Origin of the sequence: Rathayibacter sp. PhB127, assembly GCF_003751665.1 — a bacterium.
GTDB lineage: Bacteria > Actinomycetota > Actinomycetes > Actinomycetales > Microbacteriaceae > Rathayibacter > Rathayibacter festucae.
In genome coordinates this window covers 33,694-48,683 of record NZ_RKHW01000004.1, presented here as the reverse complement: position 1 = coordinate 48,683, position 14,990 = coordinate 33,694, and the positions used below count along the sequence as shown (strand labels likewise).

Here is a 14,990-nt window from a genome sequence, read left to right as displayed (position 1 = left end):
CGATCAGCATGCCTACTCCGCGGCGACGCGGATCAGCACCTTGCCCGTCACGCCGCTCTCGACGGCGTCGTGGGCGGCGGCGGTCTCCTCGAGCGGGAACCAGGTCAGCGGCAGGCCGGCCTCCTCGCCGACGGGCAGGGCGCCGTCTCGCAGGGCCGCGGTGATGTCCTCGGCCGCGGCCTGGAGCGGCGCCTCGCCGACCGTGTAGAGCAGCAGGCCCTGCCAGCGGGCGTTCTTGGCGAAGCTGGGCACGATCGGGATCGTGAACTCGTCGCCGTTGTTGTTCGCGTAGTAGCCGATGCTGCCGTGGTTCGCGAGCACCTCGACGTCGAGCGCGGCGTTCTGCGTCGGCGCCACCTCGACGATCTGCTGGACGCCGTCGGGCGCGAGCTCCAGGATCTTCGCCGCGAGCTGCTCGTCCGGGTACTGCAGGACGTGCTGCGCGCCGGCGGCCGTCGCGAGCCGCGCCTTCGCGTCGCTGCTCACGGTGGCGATCACGGTCGCCCCGGCCCAGACCGCGAGCTGGATGGCGGCGTGGCCGACCGCTCCCGCGCCGCCCTGCACCAGGACGGTGCGGCCGGTGAGCGCGCCGGGGGACAGGCGGGCAGGCCCCTCCTCGTGCACGGTCAGGGCGCGGTGCGCGGTCATCGCGGGGACGCCGAGGCTCGCTCCGAGCTCGGCGCCGATGCCCTCGGGCAGGCGCACGACGTGCTCGGCTGCGAGGACGGTCGACTCCTGCGCGGAGCCGGTCGGCCGCTGGTGGGCAGCGAGGTAGAACCAGACGCGGTCGCCGACCGCGAATCCCTCGACGCCCTCGCCGACGGCGTCGATCACGCCGGCGCCGTCCTGGTTGGGAACGACCTCGTCGAAGGGCGGCTCGCCACCGGCGCGCGCCTTCCAGTCGGTCGGATTGACGCCGGAGACGAGGACGCGCACGCGCACCTCGCCGGCGCCCGGCGTGCCGGCCTCCCGGTCGACGAGCGAGAGGACGGAGGAGGAACCGGAGCGGGAGTAGACGATGGATCGCATACGACCCAGAAGCCCCGCGAGCCGCCCCCTATTCCCGCGCACCCCGTCCCGGACAGCGAGATGCCACTTGTGTACGCGACACGCCGTGAAAGGCGTACACAAGTGGCATCTCGCGGAGGCGGGAGGGGGAGTTACGAGCGGTCGCTGTCCTGCGTCACGTTCTCCTGCACCGCGTGCTTGGCCTCGCGGGCGGAGTCCTTGACGTCCTCGGCGGCGGATCCACCCGCCTCCTTGACGTTCTGCGCGGCGTCGGTCGCGGTGTCCTTCACCGAGGCGAAGGCCTGCTGCGCCGGCTCGCGCAGCTCGTTCGCGACGTCCTTCGCGGCACCGGTCACGGAGTCGACGACGGGCTGCGCCTGCTCCTTGACCTTGCCGGCCGCGTCCTTCTCGGCGTCCGAGGCCGGGATGAGCGAGGCGATCAGGAGCCCGGCGCCGAAGGCCATCAGGCCCACCGCGAAGGGATTGCCGTTCGCCTTGCTCTTCACCGAACCCGCCGTGCCGGAGAGCGAGTCGCCGGCGTCGTGCGCCGAGCCCATCACCCGGTCGCGCACGGAGCCCACGGCCGCCTTGACCTTGTCGGTCTGCCGGTCGACGATCGCGCTCGGGCTGACCTTCTCGGCCAGCGCGTCCACGTCTCCGCCGAGCTCGAGCCGCGTGCGCTCGATGTCGGCCCGGATCTCCTCGGCGCTCTTCTGAGAATCCGGAGTCCTGTTCTGTCCTGCGTCGTACGTCATCGTCCTGCCCCGTTCGGCTTGAGGGTTTCGGGAATCTGCTTGAGGGTGTCGACCGTCTCGGGTACTCCGTCGACCTGCTTGAGGCTCTTGCGGCCGACGGCGAAGAGGATCGCCGCGACGACGCCCCAGATCACGGCGACGATCACGCCCGACCAGCCGTTGCCGACCAGCGTCCCGAGCGCCCACCAGAGGGCGATCGAGAGGAAGAGCACGGCCATCAGCGCCGCGTAGCCCGCGCCGCCGAGGAGTCCGGCGCCCTTCCCGGCCTTGCCGGCCGACTCCTTGATCTCGGCCTTCGCCAGCGCCATCTCCTGGCGGATCAGCGTCGAGAGGTCGCGGGAGACCTCGCCGAGCAGATCGCCCAGGGAGGTCGAGCCCGCGCGCTCGCCGGGCGTCGGCTCAGCGGAGGCGCGATGCGCGCCCAGCGGATCGCTCACGGCCGGGTTCCGTTCGGGAAGGCGTCGTAGCCGGGCGTGATCGGCGTGCTCAGCGGGTCGGCGACGGGCTCGGTCGGCGCGAAATCGCCGCGCTCGTCGAACGAGGCCGTCGTGGTCGCGCCACCGGAGTAGTCCGCGGCGGCGGGAGCGGCGAACTCGGGTCCGGAGGTGTCCGCGGTCGCGGCCTTCTCGTCCTTCGCCTCGGCGGTCAGCGCGCGGACCAGGCGTCCGGCGACGAGGCCGGTCGCGGCGGCGATCAGGATGAACGCACCCGGACGGCGGCGCGCGAACGAGCGGACGTCGTCCAGCAGCTCGGACGGGTCGCGGTTCTCGAGCCACGAGGCGACGCCCTGGACGCGCTCGGCGGCCTGCGAGACGAGCTTCGACGCCGCGTTGTCGTCGCCACCCTCGCCGTTCGCGAGCGCGGTGAGGTCGTCACTGAAGGCGCGGGCGCCCTTGGCGGCGTTCTCCTTCTGGGCGTGCGCCTGCTCCGTGAGCTGGGTGCGGCTCTGGTCGAGGAGGTCCTTGACCTGCACCTTCGCCTCCTGGGCGACGTTGGCGGCCTCCTCCTTGCCGGTGGCGAGCACGTCGCCCGCGGCCTGCTTGGCGTCGCCGGCGACGGCGCCGGCCTGCTCCTTCGCAGCGCCCGCGGTCTCGGCGGCCTTCTCCTTGGCGGAGCCGGCGGCGTCCGAGACGCTGCCCGAGGTGCCCCCGCCGACGCTGTGCGCGCCGGAGGTCGTGTCCGTGGTCGTGTCCGACGAGTACGGCTCGGAGGTGAGCGGTGCGTCGTAGGTGCTGTCGTACGAGGGGTCGGCGGCGCGGGCGTTCGCCGCGCCGTCTCCGAACGGAGGTGAAGCGGGATCGATGTTCGACATCGTCTGTCCCTTCCAGGATCGAGAAATGGTGGTCTGCGTGCCGGCGTCGCCAGTCTGGGCAGTGCGCCGCGCACCGAGATAGGGCGTAGCGGACAGAAGGCGTGAGGGCGTACGATCCCGCGCATCCGTGCTCCGACGCCGGTGCGGCGCTTCCTGGACGTCGGCTCCGGATCCGGTGGACCGCGGCGTCAAGCCCTTCTGGCCGGCGAGGAGCGCTGCCTAGCGTCGACGGGGACGGGGGCACGACCGCCCCGTCTCCGCTTCCGGAAAGGCACCCCATGCTCAGCACTCGACCGTCCCGCACCGTGCGCGTCCTCGGCGCGCTCGGCGCCTCCGCCCTGACCATCGGCCTGCTCGCGGGCTGCACCGGCGACGCGCAGACCCCGAACCAGTCCGGGAGCGCCGTGCCGACCAGCGCCGACGACGGCTCGACCCGCACGCCCACGATGGAGCCGACGCAGACCGCGCCGTCGGACACCGCGACGCCCGTCATGTGACCCGGCCGGGAGCGGGCAACCGACGATCGTGGCACCTCGGCGATCGTCCGGGCAAGCCCCTTCCGGCTCCCAGCCGACGAGCAGAAACGGCTCCTACCTTCGGGTGACAGTTCAGCGCACGACGATCACGAAGGAGGCACCACTATGGGGCTCGATGACAAGATCAAGAACGCCGCTCAGGACATCGCCGGCAAGGCGAAGGAAGCCCTGGGCGACCACAAGAACGACGACAGCCTGAAGGCCGAGGGCCAGAAGGACCAGGCCTCGGCCTCCGCGAAGCAGACCGGCGAGGACATCAAGGACGTCTTCAAGTAGGTCTTCCCCGCACCACGACTCAGGCGGCGCCCCCTCGGGGACGCCGTCTTCGTCGTGTCCGGGCGGATGGATCTCGATACGCCGCGTCCCGCGGCTACTCGATCAGCATGAGCGGCCCATGCTGGTCGAGTAGCGCCGGAGGCGCGTATCGAGACCCGGCGCCGCCGCTACGGCTGCAGGACGACCTTGATGCAGCCGTCCTCCTTCTTCTGGAACGTCTCGTAGAGGCCGGGGGCGTCCTCGAGGGGGGCGCGGTGGGTGACGAGGTCGTTGACGCCCAGCGGGTCGCTCGAGTCCTCGACCAGCGGCAGCAGGTCGTCGATCCAGCGCTTGACGTTGCACTGGCCCATCGTCAGGGTGATCTGCTTGTCGAACATCGACTTCAGCGGCAGCGGGTCCGCCTCCCCGCCGTAGACGCCGCTCAGCGAGACCGTGCCGCCGCGGCGCACGAGGTCGAGCGAGGAGACGACCGCGGCGAGCCGGTCGACGCCGACCGTGTCCATCGCCTTCCGCGCGATCGGGTCGGGCAGCAGCCCGGCGACGGTCTGGGCGAACGAACCCATCGGCGAGCCGTGCGCCTCCATGCCGACCGCGTCGACGACCGAGTCGGGGCCGCGGCCCTCGGTGAGGTCGCGCAGCTGGTCGTTGATGTCGTCGGTGAAGTCGAAGACCTCGATCCCGTGACGGGCGGCCATCGCGCGGCGCTCGGCGACCGGGTCGACCGCGAGCACGCGGTAGCCCTTGTGCGCGCCGATGCGGGCGGCGAACTGGCCGACCGGGCCGAGGCCGAAGACGACGAGCGAGCCGCCATCGGGAACGTTCGCGTACTCGACGCCCTGCCAGGCCGTCGGCACGATGTCGCTGAGGAAGAGGTAGTTCTCGTCCGGCAGGTCGGTGCCGACGACGACGGTGTTGTAGTCGGCGAGCGGCACGCGGAGGAACTCCGCCTGACCGCCGGGGACCTGGCCGTACATCTTCGTGTAGCCGAAGAGCGAGGCTCCGGAGCCGTACTCCGTCACCTGGGTGGTCTCGCACTGCGACTGCAGGCCGCGGCGGCACATGAAGCACTCGCCGCAGGAGATGTTGAACGGGACGACGACGCGGTCGCCGACCTTCAGCTTCGTGATGCCGGCGCCGACCTCCTCGACGATGCCCATCGGCTCGTGTCCGAGGATGTCGCCCTTGTCGAGGTACGGGCCGAGCAGGCGGTACAGGTGCAGGTCGGAGCCGCAGATGGCGGTCGAGGTGATCCGGACGATGGCGTCCGTCGGCTGCTGGATGCGGGGATCGGGAACCGTCTCGACCGAGACCTTCTCGACGCCCTGCCACGTGAGTGCGCGCATGCTTCCTCCTTCTCCCGGCGCTGACGCCGGTGGTTCTCCGGCGCTCGCCGGGTACCTCCCCAGGCCACACCCGGCGGCGCGGAGTCGCGAGGGGGTTGACGGCCGGACGGCGCGGTTCGGAGGCTCTTCCCTGGCAGCGGCCGTGCCGAGCGGCGGCGATGTCGAGAGGACGTGCACCCGACGCTCACCCCGCTCCCGGCCGCGCAGTGGTGTGATGGAGGGATGGATGCTCTCTACACCGCCATCGCCCACGCCTCCGGTGGAGGACGCGACGGCCACGTCCGCACCGAGGACGACCGGCTCGACCTCGACACCCGCCCGCCCCAGGAGCTCGGCGGCTCCGGCGAGGGCACGAACCCCGAGCAGCTCTTCGCCGCCGGCTTCGCGGCCTGCTTCCTGAGCGCGCTGCACGGCTCCGGCAAGGCGCTCTCGATCGACACCACTGACGCGCAGGTGTCGGCGAGCGTCTCGATCGGCAAGAACGACGACGGCGGCTTCGGCCTCGCGGTCGAGCTCGACATCCACGTCCCGAAGGCGAGCTCGGAGGACGCGCACGCCGTCGCCGAGAAGGCGCACACCATGTGCCCGTACTCGAACGCGACCCGCGGCAACGTGGACGTCGTCCTCAACATCGTCGACTGACGCCGCCTCTCCTCGAAGGCCCCTGCCCGGTGACGGGCGGGGGCCTTCGTCGTGCCGTCGCCTTCGGCTCGTGATTCCGGCTCGGGCTCGCGGGAATCGCGAGATTCGGCGTGCCGGGGGCGCCTGCGCGAGCCGGAGGTCTGCGGCAGCGGGAGTGCGTCGCGCCGGTCCGTTAGGGTCGAGGGCATGATCGAGGAACCGTCGCGCGAGGGGTCGGACGCCGAGGCGCTGGCCGAGCTCGAGCAGATCCGTCAGAGCATCGACAACATCGACGCGGCGCTGATCCACCTGCTCGCCGAGCGCTTCAAGTTCACCCAGAAGGTCGGGCGGCTGAAGGCGGCGCACGGCCTGCCGCCCGCCGACCTCGAGCGCGAGTCGCGTCAGATCGCGCGGCTGCGTGCCCTGGCGGAGGACGCACACCTCGACCCGGCCTTCGCGGAGAAGTTCCTCGGCTTCATCGTCGCCGAGGTCATCCACCACCACGAGCAGATCGCGAGCGGCGCGGCCGACTGAGGCTCGCGGCGGGTGGGTCTCGATACGCCGCCTGCGAGGGCTGCTCGACCAGCATGGATGAGCGCCCGCCCGACACGGTGGGCGGCCGCTCACCGAGCGGCCCCCGCTTCATGCTGATCGAGTAGCCCGCGCAGCGGGCGTATCGAGATCCACCAGCGTCAGAGGTGGAGTGTGCAGACCCGGCCTGCTGACGACTGTGGGTCTCGATACGCCGCCTGCGGCGGCTGCTCGACCAGCAGGTGGCGCCTGCGGCGGCCGCTCCCTGATGCTGGCCGCCTGACCCCTCCCGCGAGATGCCACTTGTGCACGCTCGACACGGCGTGTCGCGTGCACAAGTGGCATCTCGCGGAGGGGAGGGGTTACGCCTCGACCGGGCGGGTCAGGGCTCGGACCGAGGTGACTCGGCGGCGGGCGATGGCGGCGACCGTCAGCAGGAGGCCGAAGAGCAGCCAGATCAGCAGGCCGACGACCGCGGCGCCGACGCCGCCGGTGCCCTCGACCACGCCGGCCAGCGCGTTCTGCGCGGCGGAGAGCGGCAGGAAGGCGAGGGCGTCGTCGAAGACGCCCGGGACCGTCGAGATGATGCCGGCGCCGAGGCCGATCACCGCGGCGACCATCGAGACGAAGCGGCCGAGCCCGCCGAGCAGGGCGACCAGCCCTTGGTTCACGGCGGCGAAGGACGCCCCTGCGAGCATCGCCAGCGCGGCGAAGCCGAACCAGGTCACGAGGTCCAGGCTCGCGACCGCGCTCATCACGATCGCGACGGCGAGGCCCTGCACGAGTCCGATCACGAGGGCCGGAACGTAGGAGGACAGCGCCAGCGCCGCGGAGGAGCGGGTCGAGGAGAGCGCGCGGTGCGAGAACGCGGCGAGCACGAGGAAGGTCGCCAGGGCGCCGAGCCAGAGCGCGATCGTCGCGAAGAACGGCACGCTCGACGCTCCGAAGAGGTCCGTGCTGCTGCTCGAGTTCTCCACCGGGTCGGAGACGACGTCGGCGAGGTTCTGCGACTCCGACTCGGTGTAGGTCGGCAGCTGGGCTACCGCGGCGTCGAGGCCGGTGGCGAGCGAGCGGGTGCCGTCGGCGAGCTGGAGCGCGCCGTCCGAGACGCCGCCCGCGCCGTCGGCGAGCTGCCGCGCGCCGTCCGCCGCCGAGGAGGCGCCGGTCGAGAGCTGCGCGGCGCCGTCCGCGGCCGAGGTCGCGCCGGTCGCCAGCTGCCGGGCGCCGTCGGCGGCGGAGGCGGCGCCGGTGGCGAGCTGGGACGCTCCGCCGGCCGCCGTGGCGGCTCCGGTCGAGAGCTGCGTGAGTCCGCCCGCGAGGGAGCCGGCGCCGTCGGCGACGCCGCGCGCCCCGGTCGCCGCGGACGCGACTCCGGAGACGAGCGAGGGCTGCCCGTCCGCGCCGACGCGGATCCCGGCGTCGAGCTGCGCGGTGGCGCCCGCGGCGGTCGTCGTCAGGGTCACCGGCCCGGTGGCGGAGGTCTGCGCATCGGCGATGACGCCCAGCGCGGTGAGGCACTCGGCGGTCCGGCAATCGGCGAGGACCCGCTGGAGGCCCTGCAGCGTGCCCGCTGTCGACTCCGCGGCGCCCTCGCTGAGGGTCGCGATCTGCTGCGTGCTCGCACCGAGCTCGGTCGTGCTGGCGCTGAGCGCGTCGAGGCCGTCGGCGAGCGAGCCGGCGCCGGTCGCGAGCTGCGTCGCGCCGTCGGCCGACTGCTGCGCGCCGGTCGCGAGCTGCGAGACGCCGCCCGAGAGGTCGGAGGCACCGGTGCCCACCTGCGCGACGCCGTCCGCCAGGGACGACGCGCCGGTGCCGAGCTGTGCGACGCCGTCGGAGAGCCCGGACGCGCCGGTCGCGAGGTCGTCGATGCCGTCCGCGAGCGTGCTGGTGCCGTCGGCGAGCGTGGAGGCGCCGGTGCCGAGCTGGTCGGCGCCGTCCGCGAGCGTGCCCGCGCCGTCGGCGGCCTGGCCGATCTGCTGGTTCAGGGTGTTGAAGCCGACGTAGATGTTCTCGAGGTACGCGGTGGTCAGCTGCGTGTTCAGCAGCGCCGTCGCCGTGCTGGTGACCGTCGCCGAGATGGCGTCGTCGACGAGCTTCGCCTTCTCGCTGGTGGCGATGTCGATCGTGGCCTTGGTCGCGGCGGCGGCGTCTCCGGCGTAGGAGGTCGCGGCGGCCGAGAACGAGGACGGGATCGTGACGACGGTCGCGTAGCTGCCGTCGGCGAGGCCCTTCGCCGCGTCGTCCTTGTCGGTGAGGACCCAGGTGAAGTTGCCGGTGGAGTCGGAGCCCGAGACGTTCGCCGCGGGGCTCGCGGAGCTCGCGGAGGGGGAGGGAGTGCCGGACGCGGAGGGCGCGGGCGTCGCCGCGTCCGTCTCCCCGCCAGTGACGAGCCCGGCCGCGAGCTGGCGCCCGAGCGGCACGGTCTGCCCGTTGAGCTCGACGGGGGTGTCCTCGTTCACGACCGCGGCCGTGATGGTGTCGAGGCGCTCGGTCGGGTTCCACAGCGCCCAGACGAGCAGGCCGCCGATGACCAGCGGGACGAGGACGATGCCGAGAAGGGTCACCCAGGACACCTTCTTGACGCCGCGGGGGCGTTCGAGGGAGAAGAGAGCCATCTGTCAGCGGACCTTCGCGATAGCGCGGCGCTCGGCCGCGGGGGAGACCGCGAGCTCGCCGCGGTCGGTGGGGAGGAGGTCGTCGAGCGCGTCCGCGTCGACGGAGGAGGCGATCACCGTGAAGGAGTGCTCCTTCTGCGCGGCCTTCGCGCGGGCCCGGTCGAGCTCGGCGCGGATGCCGTCGCGCAGCTGCGGATCGGTGACGGTGTCGAGGTCGTCGAGCACGAGCAGCGGCGGGGCCGTCTCGAGCGCCGCGCGGACCTCGGCCACCGGATCGGCCGCGCCGGCGAGCCGGACGAGTCCGACGCGCCCGCGGACCGCGGAGGAGCGGATCGGCACGACGAGGCCGTCGACCTTGAGCCGGCCGGCGTCGGGGGCGAGGCGCCCCGCGATCGTCAGCAGCAGCGCGGTGCGGCCCGAGCGGTGCGGGCCGTGCACGACGAGCGCGCCGCCCGCGGGCACCCGCACGTCGACGTCGCGGTAGACCGGGCCGTCGGGACCGTCGAGGCACAGCCCCTCGGCCGCGACCGCGTCGGTGGCGCCGGGCTCGGGCCAGTCGGCGAGCGCGAGCTCCTTGGTCAGGCCCTCGCCCTCCACATCGAAGGAGGGGAGCACCCGATCGAGCCAGCGCGGCATGTGCCACGCGCGGTCGCCCAGCAGGTGCAGCACCGCCGGCACGAGCGTCATCCGGACGATGAAGGCGTCGACGAACACGCCCACCGCCAGGCCGAGCGCGATCGGCTTGATGTTGGTGTCGCCCTCCGGCACGAACGCCGCGAAGACGGAGAACATGATGACCGCGGCCGCGGTGACGACCTTCGCCGAGCCGACGAAGCCCGACTCGACCGCCGCGCGGGCCGGACGGCCGTGCACGTAGTCCTCGCGCATCCGCGAGACGAGGAAGACCTCGTAGTCCATCGCCAGTCCGAAGAGCACGCCCATCAGGATGATCGGCATGAAGCTGATGATCGGGCCGGTCTTGTCCACGTGCAGCGCGTCGGCGAACCAGCCCCACTCGAAGACCGCCGCGACGGCGCCGAAGGACGCGCCGACCGAGAGCAGGTAGCCGAGCGTCGCCTTGAGCGGCACCCAGAGCGAGCGGAAGACCATCGTCAGCAGCACCAGCGAGAGCCCGACCACCAGCAGGCCGAACGGCAGCAGCGCGTTCGCGAGGGTGTCGGAGATGTCGATGCCGACCGCGGTCTGCCCGGTGACCGCGAGGTCGACCCCGTAGGTCTCCTCGAAGTAGTCGTGCTTGTCGCGGATCTCGGCGACGAGCGCCTTGGTGGCCTCGGAGTCCGGGCCGCCCTCGGGGATCACCTGGATGATCCCGGTGTCGGCGGTCTCGTTCGGGGTGGCGAGCGGCACGGAGGCGACGCCGTCCAGGCCCTCGATCTCGGTCTTGAGGTCGGCCATCAGGCCGAGCGGATCGGTCGAGCCGATGATCGTGCCGGTGACGATGAGCGGGCCGTTGTAGCCGGGGCCGAAGTTCTCGGCGAGCAGGTCGTAGGTGTCGCGCGCGGGCGTGCCCTCGGCCTGGTAGCCGGCGTCGGGCAGGGCGAGGCGGAGGCTGAGCGCGGGGATCGACGCCATGCCGAGCACGCCGACGACCGCGATGATCGTGAGGATCGGGAAGCGGGTGACGACGCGGACCCAGCCGCGGAAGAAGCCGCGCGGGACCTCGGCGTGCACGTGCGAGCCGGGGGAGGGGGCGGTCGCGTCCTCGGCGGCGTCGGGATCGGTGTGGGCGCCGGTGGTCAGAGCGGCCTTCTCGGCGCCGGAGGTCGCGGCGGCCTTCGCGGCGGCCTTCTTGGCCTTGCGCTCCTTCGGCCGGAGGCGCTCGCCGGCGAAGCCGAGCAGCGCGGGGGTGAGCGTGAGCGCGATGACCACGGCGATCGCGACTCCGCCCGCCGCCGCGATGCCCATCGTGGTGAGGAACGGGATGCCCGCGACCGAGAGGCCGGCGAGCGCGATGATGACGGTCAGGCCGGCGAAGACGACCGCGGAGCCGGCCGTCGCGGTCGCGCGGGCGGCCGACTCCTCCGGCGCCATGCCCTGCTTCAGCTGGTCCTGGTGCCGGCTGATGATGAAGAGCGCGTAGTCGATGCCGACCGCGAGGCCGAGCATCAGCGCCAGCAGCGGCGTGGTGGAGGAGATCGAGGCGAAGCGGGTCGCGATGAAGATCGCGGACATCGAGAGCGCGACGCCGAGCAGTGCGGTCACCAGCGGCATGCCCGCGGCGAGGAACGAGCCGAAGGTGAGCACCAGGACGACGAGTGCGACGAGGAGGCCGATCCCCTCCGTGACGGTGACGCCGGGCAGGCTCTGGGAGAAGAGGTCGCCGCCGAGCGAGACCACGGCGCCCGCGGGGAGCGCATCCTGGAGTGTGGTGGCCTCGGCCTGGAGCGCGTCCCGCGACGCCTCGGAGGTCGTGGTGGCGGAGCCGTCCATCTGCGTGGTGATGACCAGCGCGTTGCCGGCCTCGGAGATCGTGCCCTCGACGGTGTCGGAGTAGGGGTCGGTGACCGCGGCGACGCCGTCGATCCCCTCGAGCGCGGTGACCGCCTCGCCGACCGGGCCGCTGATGTCCGCGTCCTCGACGCTGCCGCCGTCGGGCGCGACGACGACGTAGCGCGCCGAGGTGCCGCTGACCTGGGGGAAGGTGCGCTCGAGCTGGTCCAGTGCGGTCTGCGACTGGGTGCCGGGGATCGAGAAGGTGTTGTCCGTGCCCTGGTTGAGCAGCAGCGCGCCGCCGCCCGCGAGGACGACGACGGCGAGCCAGAGGACGGCGACCAGCCGGTGGGCGCGGAACACCCAGCGGCCGAGTCGGTAGAGCATCGACGACACGCGTGTCTCCTGACGACGGGGGAGCGGAAAGGGACACGACTCTGTGCTCGGAGAGCGTGATCGTGCCGTCAGCACGAACGCGCAGGAGGCGATCTGCTCGACGCACGACCGTGCTCGATACACGAACGTATCCGATACGCGAATGTATCCGATACAGTGATGTATCTCAACACCGCCGACGCCCGCCCGGGAAGGACTCAGGATGACCGACTCCGTCGAGACCTCCCGCCGGGGTCGGACGCGCGAGCGGCTCCTCGACGCCGCATACGACGTCTTCGCCGAGACCGGCGTGCACACGGCCTCGGTCGAGCAGATCTGCGAGCGCGCGGGGTTCAGCCGCGGCGCCTTCTACTCCAACTTCTCCACGAAGGAGGAGCTGTTCTTCGCGCTGATGCAGCGGGAGAACGGCGCCCGCCTGGACGGGCTGGTCGAGCAGATGGGGCGCACGATCCCCAAGGTCGCCGAATCGGACGAGCCGCTGACTCCCGAGACGCTCGCGGTCGTCATCCTCGACTTCCTGCAGGGGCCATTCACCGACAGCCGGCGCTGGTGCGTCGTGCAGTCCGAGTTCGAGCTGCTCGCGCTGCGCGACGCGGCGATCGCTCCGCAGTACAGCGCCTTCCGGGCGGGCTTCGACGCGACCCTCGTCGACATCGTGCGGGGGGCGCTGCAGCAGGTGCACCGCGACTTCTCGCTGGCGCCGACCACGGCCGTCCGCCTGCTGATCGCGAGCTACGACGACGCGGTGAAGACCTCGATCCTCGAGGGCGACTCGGAGGAGGCCGCGCTCGAGCGGCTCCGGGCGACGCTCACCGACGTGGTGCTGGCGATCTCGGCGGAGCGCTAGGCCGGGTGGGCCGGTCCGTCGGGCGCTGAGCCGTCGGGCGCTGGGTCGTCGGGCGCTGAGCCGTCGGGCGCTGGGTCGTCGGGCGCTGAGCCGCCGGGCGCTGAGCCGTCGGCGCAACCGGTCCCGGTGGTGCCCGCGCGCGAGGAGGATGGACCCATGGAACTGCGCCAGCTCGAACACTTCCTCGCCGTCGCGAAGGAGCAGCACTTCACCCGCGCGGCGAGCGCCCTGCAGATCTCGCAGTCGGGCCTCTCGGCGTCGATCCGCGCGCTCGAGAGCGAGCTCGGCAGCCCGCTGTTCACCCGGAGCACCCGCCGGGTCGAGCTGACGCCGGCCGGCCGGGCGATGCTGGCGGAGTCGGAGCAGTCGGTCGCCAGCGCGCTCGCCGCCCGCGACGCCGTGCTGGCGGTGCAGGGCGTGCTGCGGGGGAGTCTCGCGGTCGGCACCGAGGAGTGCCTGGGCGGCGTGCACCTGCCGCGCGAGCTCGCGACCTTCCGGGAGCAGCACCCGGGCGTCGGGCTGCGGCTGACCCACGACGGGTCCGGCACGCTGCTCGACGCGGTGGGCAGTGGGCGCCTGGATCTCGCGCTGGTCGCCGACATCGGCGCGGTGCCGGCCGGAGTGGTGACGCGGCCGCTCGCCAGCGAGGGCTTCGCGGTGCTCGCGCATCCGGAGCATCCGCTGGCCGACCGGCCGGTCTGCCGCATCCCGGACCTGGAGGGGCAGACGATCGTCGGCCTGCAGGAGCACTGGGGCGCGAGCCACCTCGCGGCCCAGGCGTTCGCCGCGCACGGCCTGGCGTTCGAGGTGGAGCTCGAGGTCAACGACGTGCACACCCTGCTCGACCTCGTCGAGTACGGCATGGGCGTGGCGGTCGTGCCGGCGCACTTCGCCGAGAAGCGGCCGGCCGGCCTGCGCGCCGTGCCGCTGGAGGACCCGCTGCTGGTCTGGCGCACCATGGTCGCGCTGCCGGAGCGGCCGACGGCGGCGGCGCGCGCCTTCGTCGCGGCCCTGCCGGGCGCCTCCGCCGCCCGCTGACCGACGGCCCGCGCGGGGCCCCTTCCACGCTGATCGAGCAGTCCTCGGATTCGCCCCTTCATGCTGATCGAGTAGCCCGCACAGCGGGCGTATCGAGATCCACCGTCGTCCGCTGGGTGGGTCTCGATACGCTCTGCGCGCTGCTCGACCAGCATGCGTGCGCCGCCCGGTGGTCGCGCGTGCATCGCGCTCGCGCCCCGTTCATGCTGATCGAGTAGCCCGCGGAGCGGGCGTATCGAGATCCGCAGCGCGTCAGTCGAGCGAGGCGAGCTCCTCCGCCGTCAGCTCCAGGTCGGCCGCCGTCGCCGAGTCGCGGATGCTCTCGGGGCGCGAGGAGCCGGGGATCGGGATGACGGTCGGCGACTTCGCCAGCTCCCAGGCGAGGCAGACGACCTGCGGCGAGACGTCGTGCGCCTCGGCGACGGTGGCGAACGCCGCGAACGACGTGCCCAGCTCGGCGGCCGAGGTGATGCCGCCCAGCGGGCTCCACGGCAGGAAGGCGAGGCCCAGCTCGGCGCAGAGCTCGAGCTCCGGCTCGCTGGAGCGGAACTTCGGCGAGAACTGGTTCTGCACGGAGACCAGGCGGTCGCCGAGGATCCCGTGCGCCTCGCGGATCTGGTCCGGGTCGGCGTTCGAGATGCCGGCGCGGAGGATCACTCCCTCGTCGAGCAGCTCGGCGAGCGCGCCGATCGAGTCGGCGTAGGGCACCTCGGGGTCGGGGCGGTGGTACTGGTAGAGGCCGATCGCGTCGACGCCGAGGCGCTGCGCGGAGGCGCGGGCCGCCTCCTTGAGGTACTCGGGGCGGCCGTCCTGCGTCCAGACTCCCGGCTCGGGGCGGAGGTGCCCGCCCTTGGTGGCGACGAGCACCCCGGAGGTGTCGCCGCCGTAGCCGCGGAGCGCCTCCGCGATGAGCAGCTCGTTGTGGCCGAGGTCGGCGTCGCCGCCCTGGTGGTAGGCGTCGGCCGTGTCGATGAGGGTGACGCCGGAGTCGAGGGCGGCATGGATCGTGGCGATCGACCGCTCGCGGTCGGGGCGGCCCTCGATCGACATCGGCATGCCGCCGAGTCCGATGCTGCCGACGCTGATGTCGCCGATGCTGCGCTGCTTCATATGTGCTTCCTTCGTGGTCGATGTCATGGGGGGATGCATGCTGGTCGAGTAGCCGCGTCAGCGGCGTATCGAGACCCACCGTCGTCAGCAGGGCGGGTCTGCAGACTCGACTTCTGACGCTGGTGGATCTCGATACGCCCGCTGCGCGGGC

Annotated in this window: 14 protein-coding genes; 6 read left to right on the top strand and 8 right to left on the bottom strand. The window is 72.6% G+C overall.

Annotated elements, in window-relative coordinates; all coding sequences use genetic code 11:
• Positions 1-12: 12 nt before the first annotated feature.
• From EDF22_RS16700 to EDF22_RS16685, 4 genes are all read right to left on the bottom strand, one after another.
• Complete coding sequence (locus EDF22_RS16700) at positions 13-1,029, bottom strand: NADPH:quinone reductase (protein ID WP_123705996.1); 1,017 nt, start codon at positions 1,027-1,029, stop codon at positions 13-15.
• 131 nt (positions 1,030-1,160) lie between these two features.
• Positions 1,161-1,763, bottom strand: a complete 603-nt coding sequence (locus EDF22_RS16695) for a DUF3618 domain-containing protein (protein ID WP_123705995.1) — start codon at positions 1,761-1,763, stop codon at positions 1,161-1,163.
• Positions 1,760-2,200 carry a phage holin family protein gene (locus tag EDF22_RS16690; RefSeq protein ID WP_372487831.1) on the bottom strand — a complete coding sequence of 147 codons (441 nt, stop codon included), beginning with the start codon at positions 2,198-2,200 and terminating at the stop codon, positions 1,760-1,762. Before EDF22_RS16690 ends, EDF22_RS16695 begins: the two co-directional genes overlap by 4 nt.
• Positions 2,197-3,075, bottom strand: a complete 879-nt coding sequence (locus EDF22_RS16685; RefSeq protein WP_123705994.1) for a hypothetical protein — start codon at positions 3,073-3,075, stop codon at positions 2,197-2,199. Before EDF22_RS16685 ends, EDF22_RS16690 begins: the two co-directional genes overlap by 4 nt.
• 278 nt (positions 3,076-3,353) lie before the next feature.
• Between EDF22_RS16685 and EDF22_RS16680 the strand changes: the two genes are divergently transcribed.
• Positions 3,354-3,572, top strand: coding sequence for a hypothetical protein (locus EDF22_RS16680; protein ID WP_123447108.1), 219 nt, complete (start codon positions 3,354-3,356; stop codon positions 3,570-3,572).
• Between the two features lie 144 nt (positions 3,573-3,716).
• Positions 3,717-3,887, top strand: coding sequence for a CsbD family protein (locus EDF22_RS16675; RefSeq protein ID WP_123447107.1), 171 nt, complete (start codon positions 3,717-3,719; stop codon positions 3,885-3,887).
• A 167-nt stretch (positions 3,888-4,054) separates the two neighbouring features.
• On the opposite strand, the gene EDF22_RS16670 is transcribed toward EDF22_RS16675, so the two are convergent.
• A complete protein-coding gene (locus tag EDF22_RS16670; protein WP_123705993.1) occupies positions 4,055-5,230 on the bottom strand; it encodes a zinc-dependent alcohol dehydrogenase in 1,176 nt (391 codons plus the stop codon).
• A gap of 222 nt (positions 5,231-5,452) precedes the next feature.
• Here EDF22_RS16670 and EDF22_RS16665 point away from each other — a divergent pair, with 222 nt between their 5' ends.
• Positions 5,453-5,872: an organic hydroperoxide resistance protein gene (locus EDF22_RS16665; RefSeq protein WP_123705992.1), complete on the top strand. Its 420-nt coding sequence runs from the start codon at positions 5,453-5,455 to the stop codon at positions 5,870-5,872.
• A gap of 186 nt (positions 5,873-6,058) precedes the next feature.
• A complete protein-coding gene (locus EDF22_RS16660) occupies positions 6,059-6,385 on the top strand; it encodes a chorismate mutase (RefSeq protein WP_123447104.1) in 327 nt (108 codons plus the stop codon).
• Between the two features lie 359 nt (positions 6,386-6,744).
• Here EDF22_RS16660 and EDF22_RS16655 read toward each other — a convergent pair whose 3' ends face one another.
• Both EDF22_RS16655 and EDF22_RS16650 read right to left on the bottom strand, forming a co-directional pair.
• Positions 6,745-8,997: a YhgE/Pip domain-containing protein gene (locus tag EDF22_RS16655; RefSeq protein ID WP_123705991.1), complete on the bottom strand. Its 2,253-nt coding sequence runs from the start codon at positions 8,995-8,997 to the stop codon at positions 6,745-6,747.
• A gap of 3 nt (positions 8,998-9,000) precedes the next feature.
• Positions 9,001-11,844: an MMPL family transporter gene (locus tag EDF22_RS16650; protein WP_185039055.1), complete on the bottom strand. Its 2,844-nt coding sequence runs from the start codon at positions 11,842-11,844 to the stop codon at positions 9,001-9,003.
• Between the two features lie 202 nt (positions 11,845-12,046).
• On the opposite strand from EDF22_RS16650, the gene EDF22_RS16645 reads away from it, so the two are divergent.
• Together EDF22_RS16645 and EDF22_RS16640 are read left to right on the top strand one after the other, a co-directional pair.
• On the top strand, positions 12,047-12,691 hold the full coding sequence (locus tag EDF22_RS16645) for a TetR/AcrR family transcriptional regulator (RefSeq protein WP_123447102.1): 645 nt from the start codon (positions 12,047-12,049) through the stop codon (positions 12,689-12,691).
• A gap of 156 nt (positions 12,692-12,847) precedes the next feature.
• Positions 12,848-13,729, top strand: coding sequence for a LysR family transcriptional regulator (locus tag EDF22_RS16640; protein WP_123705990.1), 882 nt, complete (start codon positions 12,848-12,850; stop codon positions 13,727-13,729).
• A 252-nt stretch (positions 13,730-13,981) separates the two neighbouring features.
• Here the strand turns inward: EDF22_RS16640 and EDF22_RS16635 are convergent, their stop codons facing one another.
• Positions 13,982-14,839, bottom strand: coding sequence for an aldo/keto reductase (locus tag EDF22_RS16635; protein WP_123705989.1), 858 nt, complete (start codon positions 14,837-14,839; stop codon positions 13,982-13,984).
• Positions 14,840-14,990: the final 151 nt, after the last annotated feature.

Excerpts from the sequence above, each read along its gene's own strand:
- EDF22_RS16655 (WP_123705991.1), bottom strand. The coding sequence starts at position 8,997 with ATGGCTCTCTTCTCCCTCGAACGCCCCCGCGGCGTCAAGAAGGTGTCC.
- EDF22_RS16660 (WP_123447104.1), top strand. The coding sequence starts at position 6,059 with ATGATCGAGGAACCGTCGCGCGAGGGGTCGGACGCCGAGGCGCTGGCC.
- EDF22_RS16665 (WP_123705992.1), top strand. The coding sequence starts at position 5,453 with ATGGATGCTCTCTACACCGCCATCGCCCACGCCTCCGGTGGAGGACGC.
- EDF22_RS16635 (WP_123705989.1), bottom strand. The coding sequence starts at position 14,839 with ATGAAGCAGCGCAGCATCGGCGACATCAGCGTCGGCAGCATCGGACTC.
- EDF22_RS16680 (WP_123447108.1), top strand. The coding sequence starts at position 3,354 with ATGCTCAGCACTCGACCGTCCCGCACCGTGCGCGTCCTCGGCGCGCTC.
- EDF22_RS16640 (WP_123705990.1), top strand. The coding sequence starts at position 12,848 with ATGGAACTGCGCCAGCTCGAACACTTCCTCGCCGTCGCGAAGGAGCAG.
- EDF22_RS16685 (WP_123705994.1), bottom strand. The coding sequence starts at position 3,075 with ATGTCGAACATCGATCCCGCTTCACCTCCGTTCGGAGACGGCGCGGCG.
- EDF22_RS16675 (WP_123447107.1), top strand. The coding sequence starts at position 3,717 with ATGGGGCTCGATGACAAGATCAAGAACGCCGCTCAGGACATCGCCGGC.
- EDF22_RS16670 (WP_123705993.1), bottom strand. The coding sequence starts at position 5,230 with ATGCGCGCACTCACGTGGCAGGGCGTCGAGAAGGTCTCGGTCGAGACG.
- EDF22_RS16645 (WP_123447102.1), top strand. The coding sequence starts at position 12,047 with ATGACCGACTCCGTCGAGACCTCCCGCCGGGGTCGGACGCGCGAGCGG.
- EDF22_RS16700 (WP_123705996.1), bottom strand. The coding sequence starts at position 1,029 with ATGCGATCCATCGTCTACTCCCGCTCCGGTTCCTCCTCCGTCCTCTCG.
- EDF22_RS16695 (WP_123705995.1), bottom strand. The coding sequence starts at position 1,763 with ATGACGTACGACGCAGGACAGAACAGGACTCCGGATTCTCAGAAGAGC.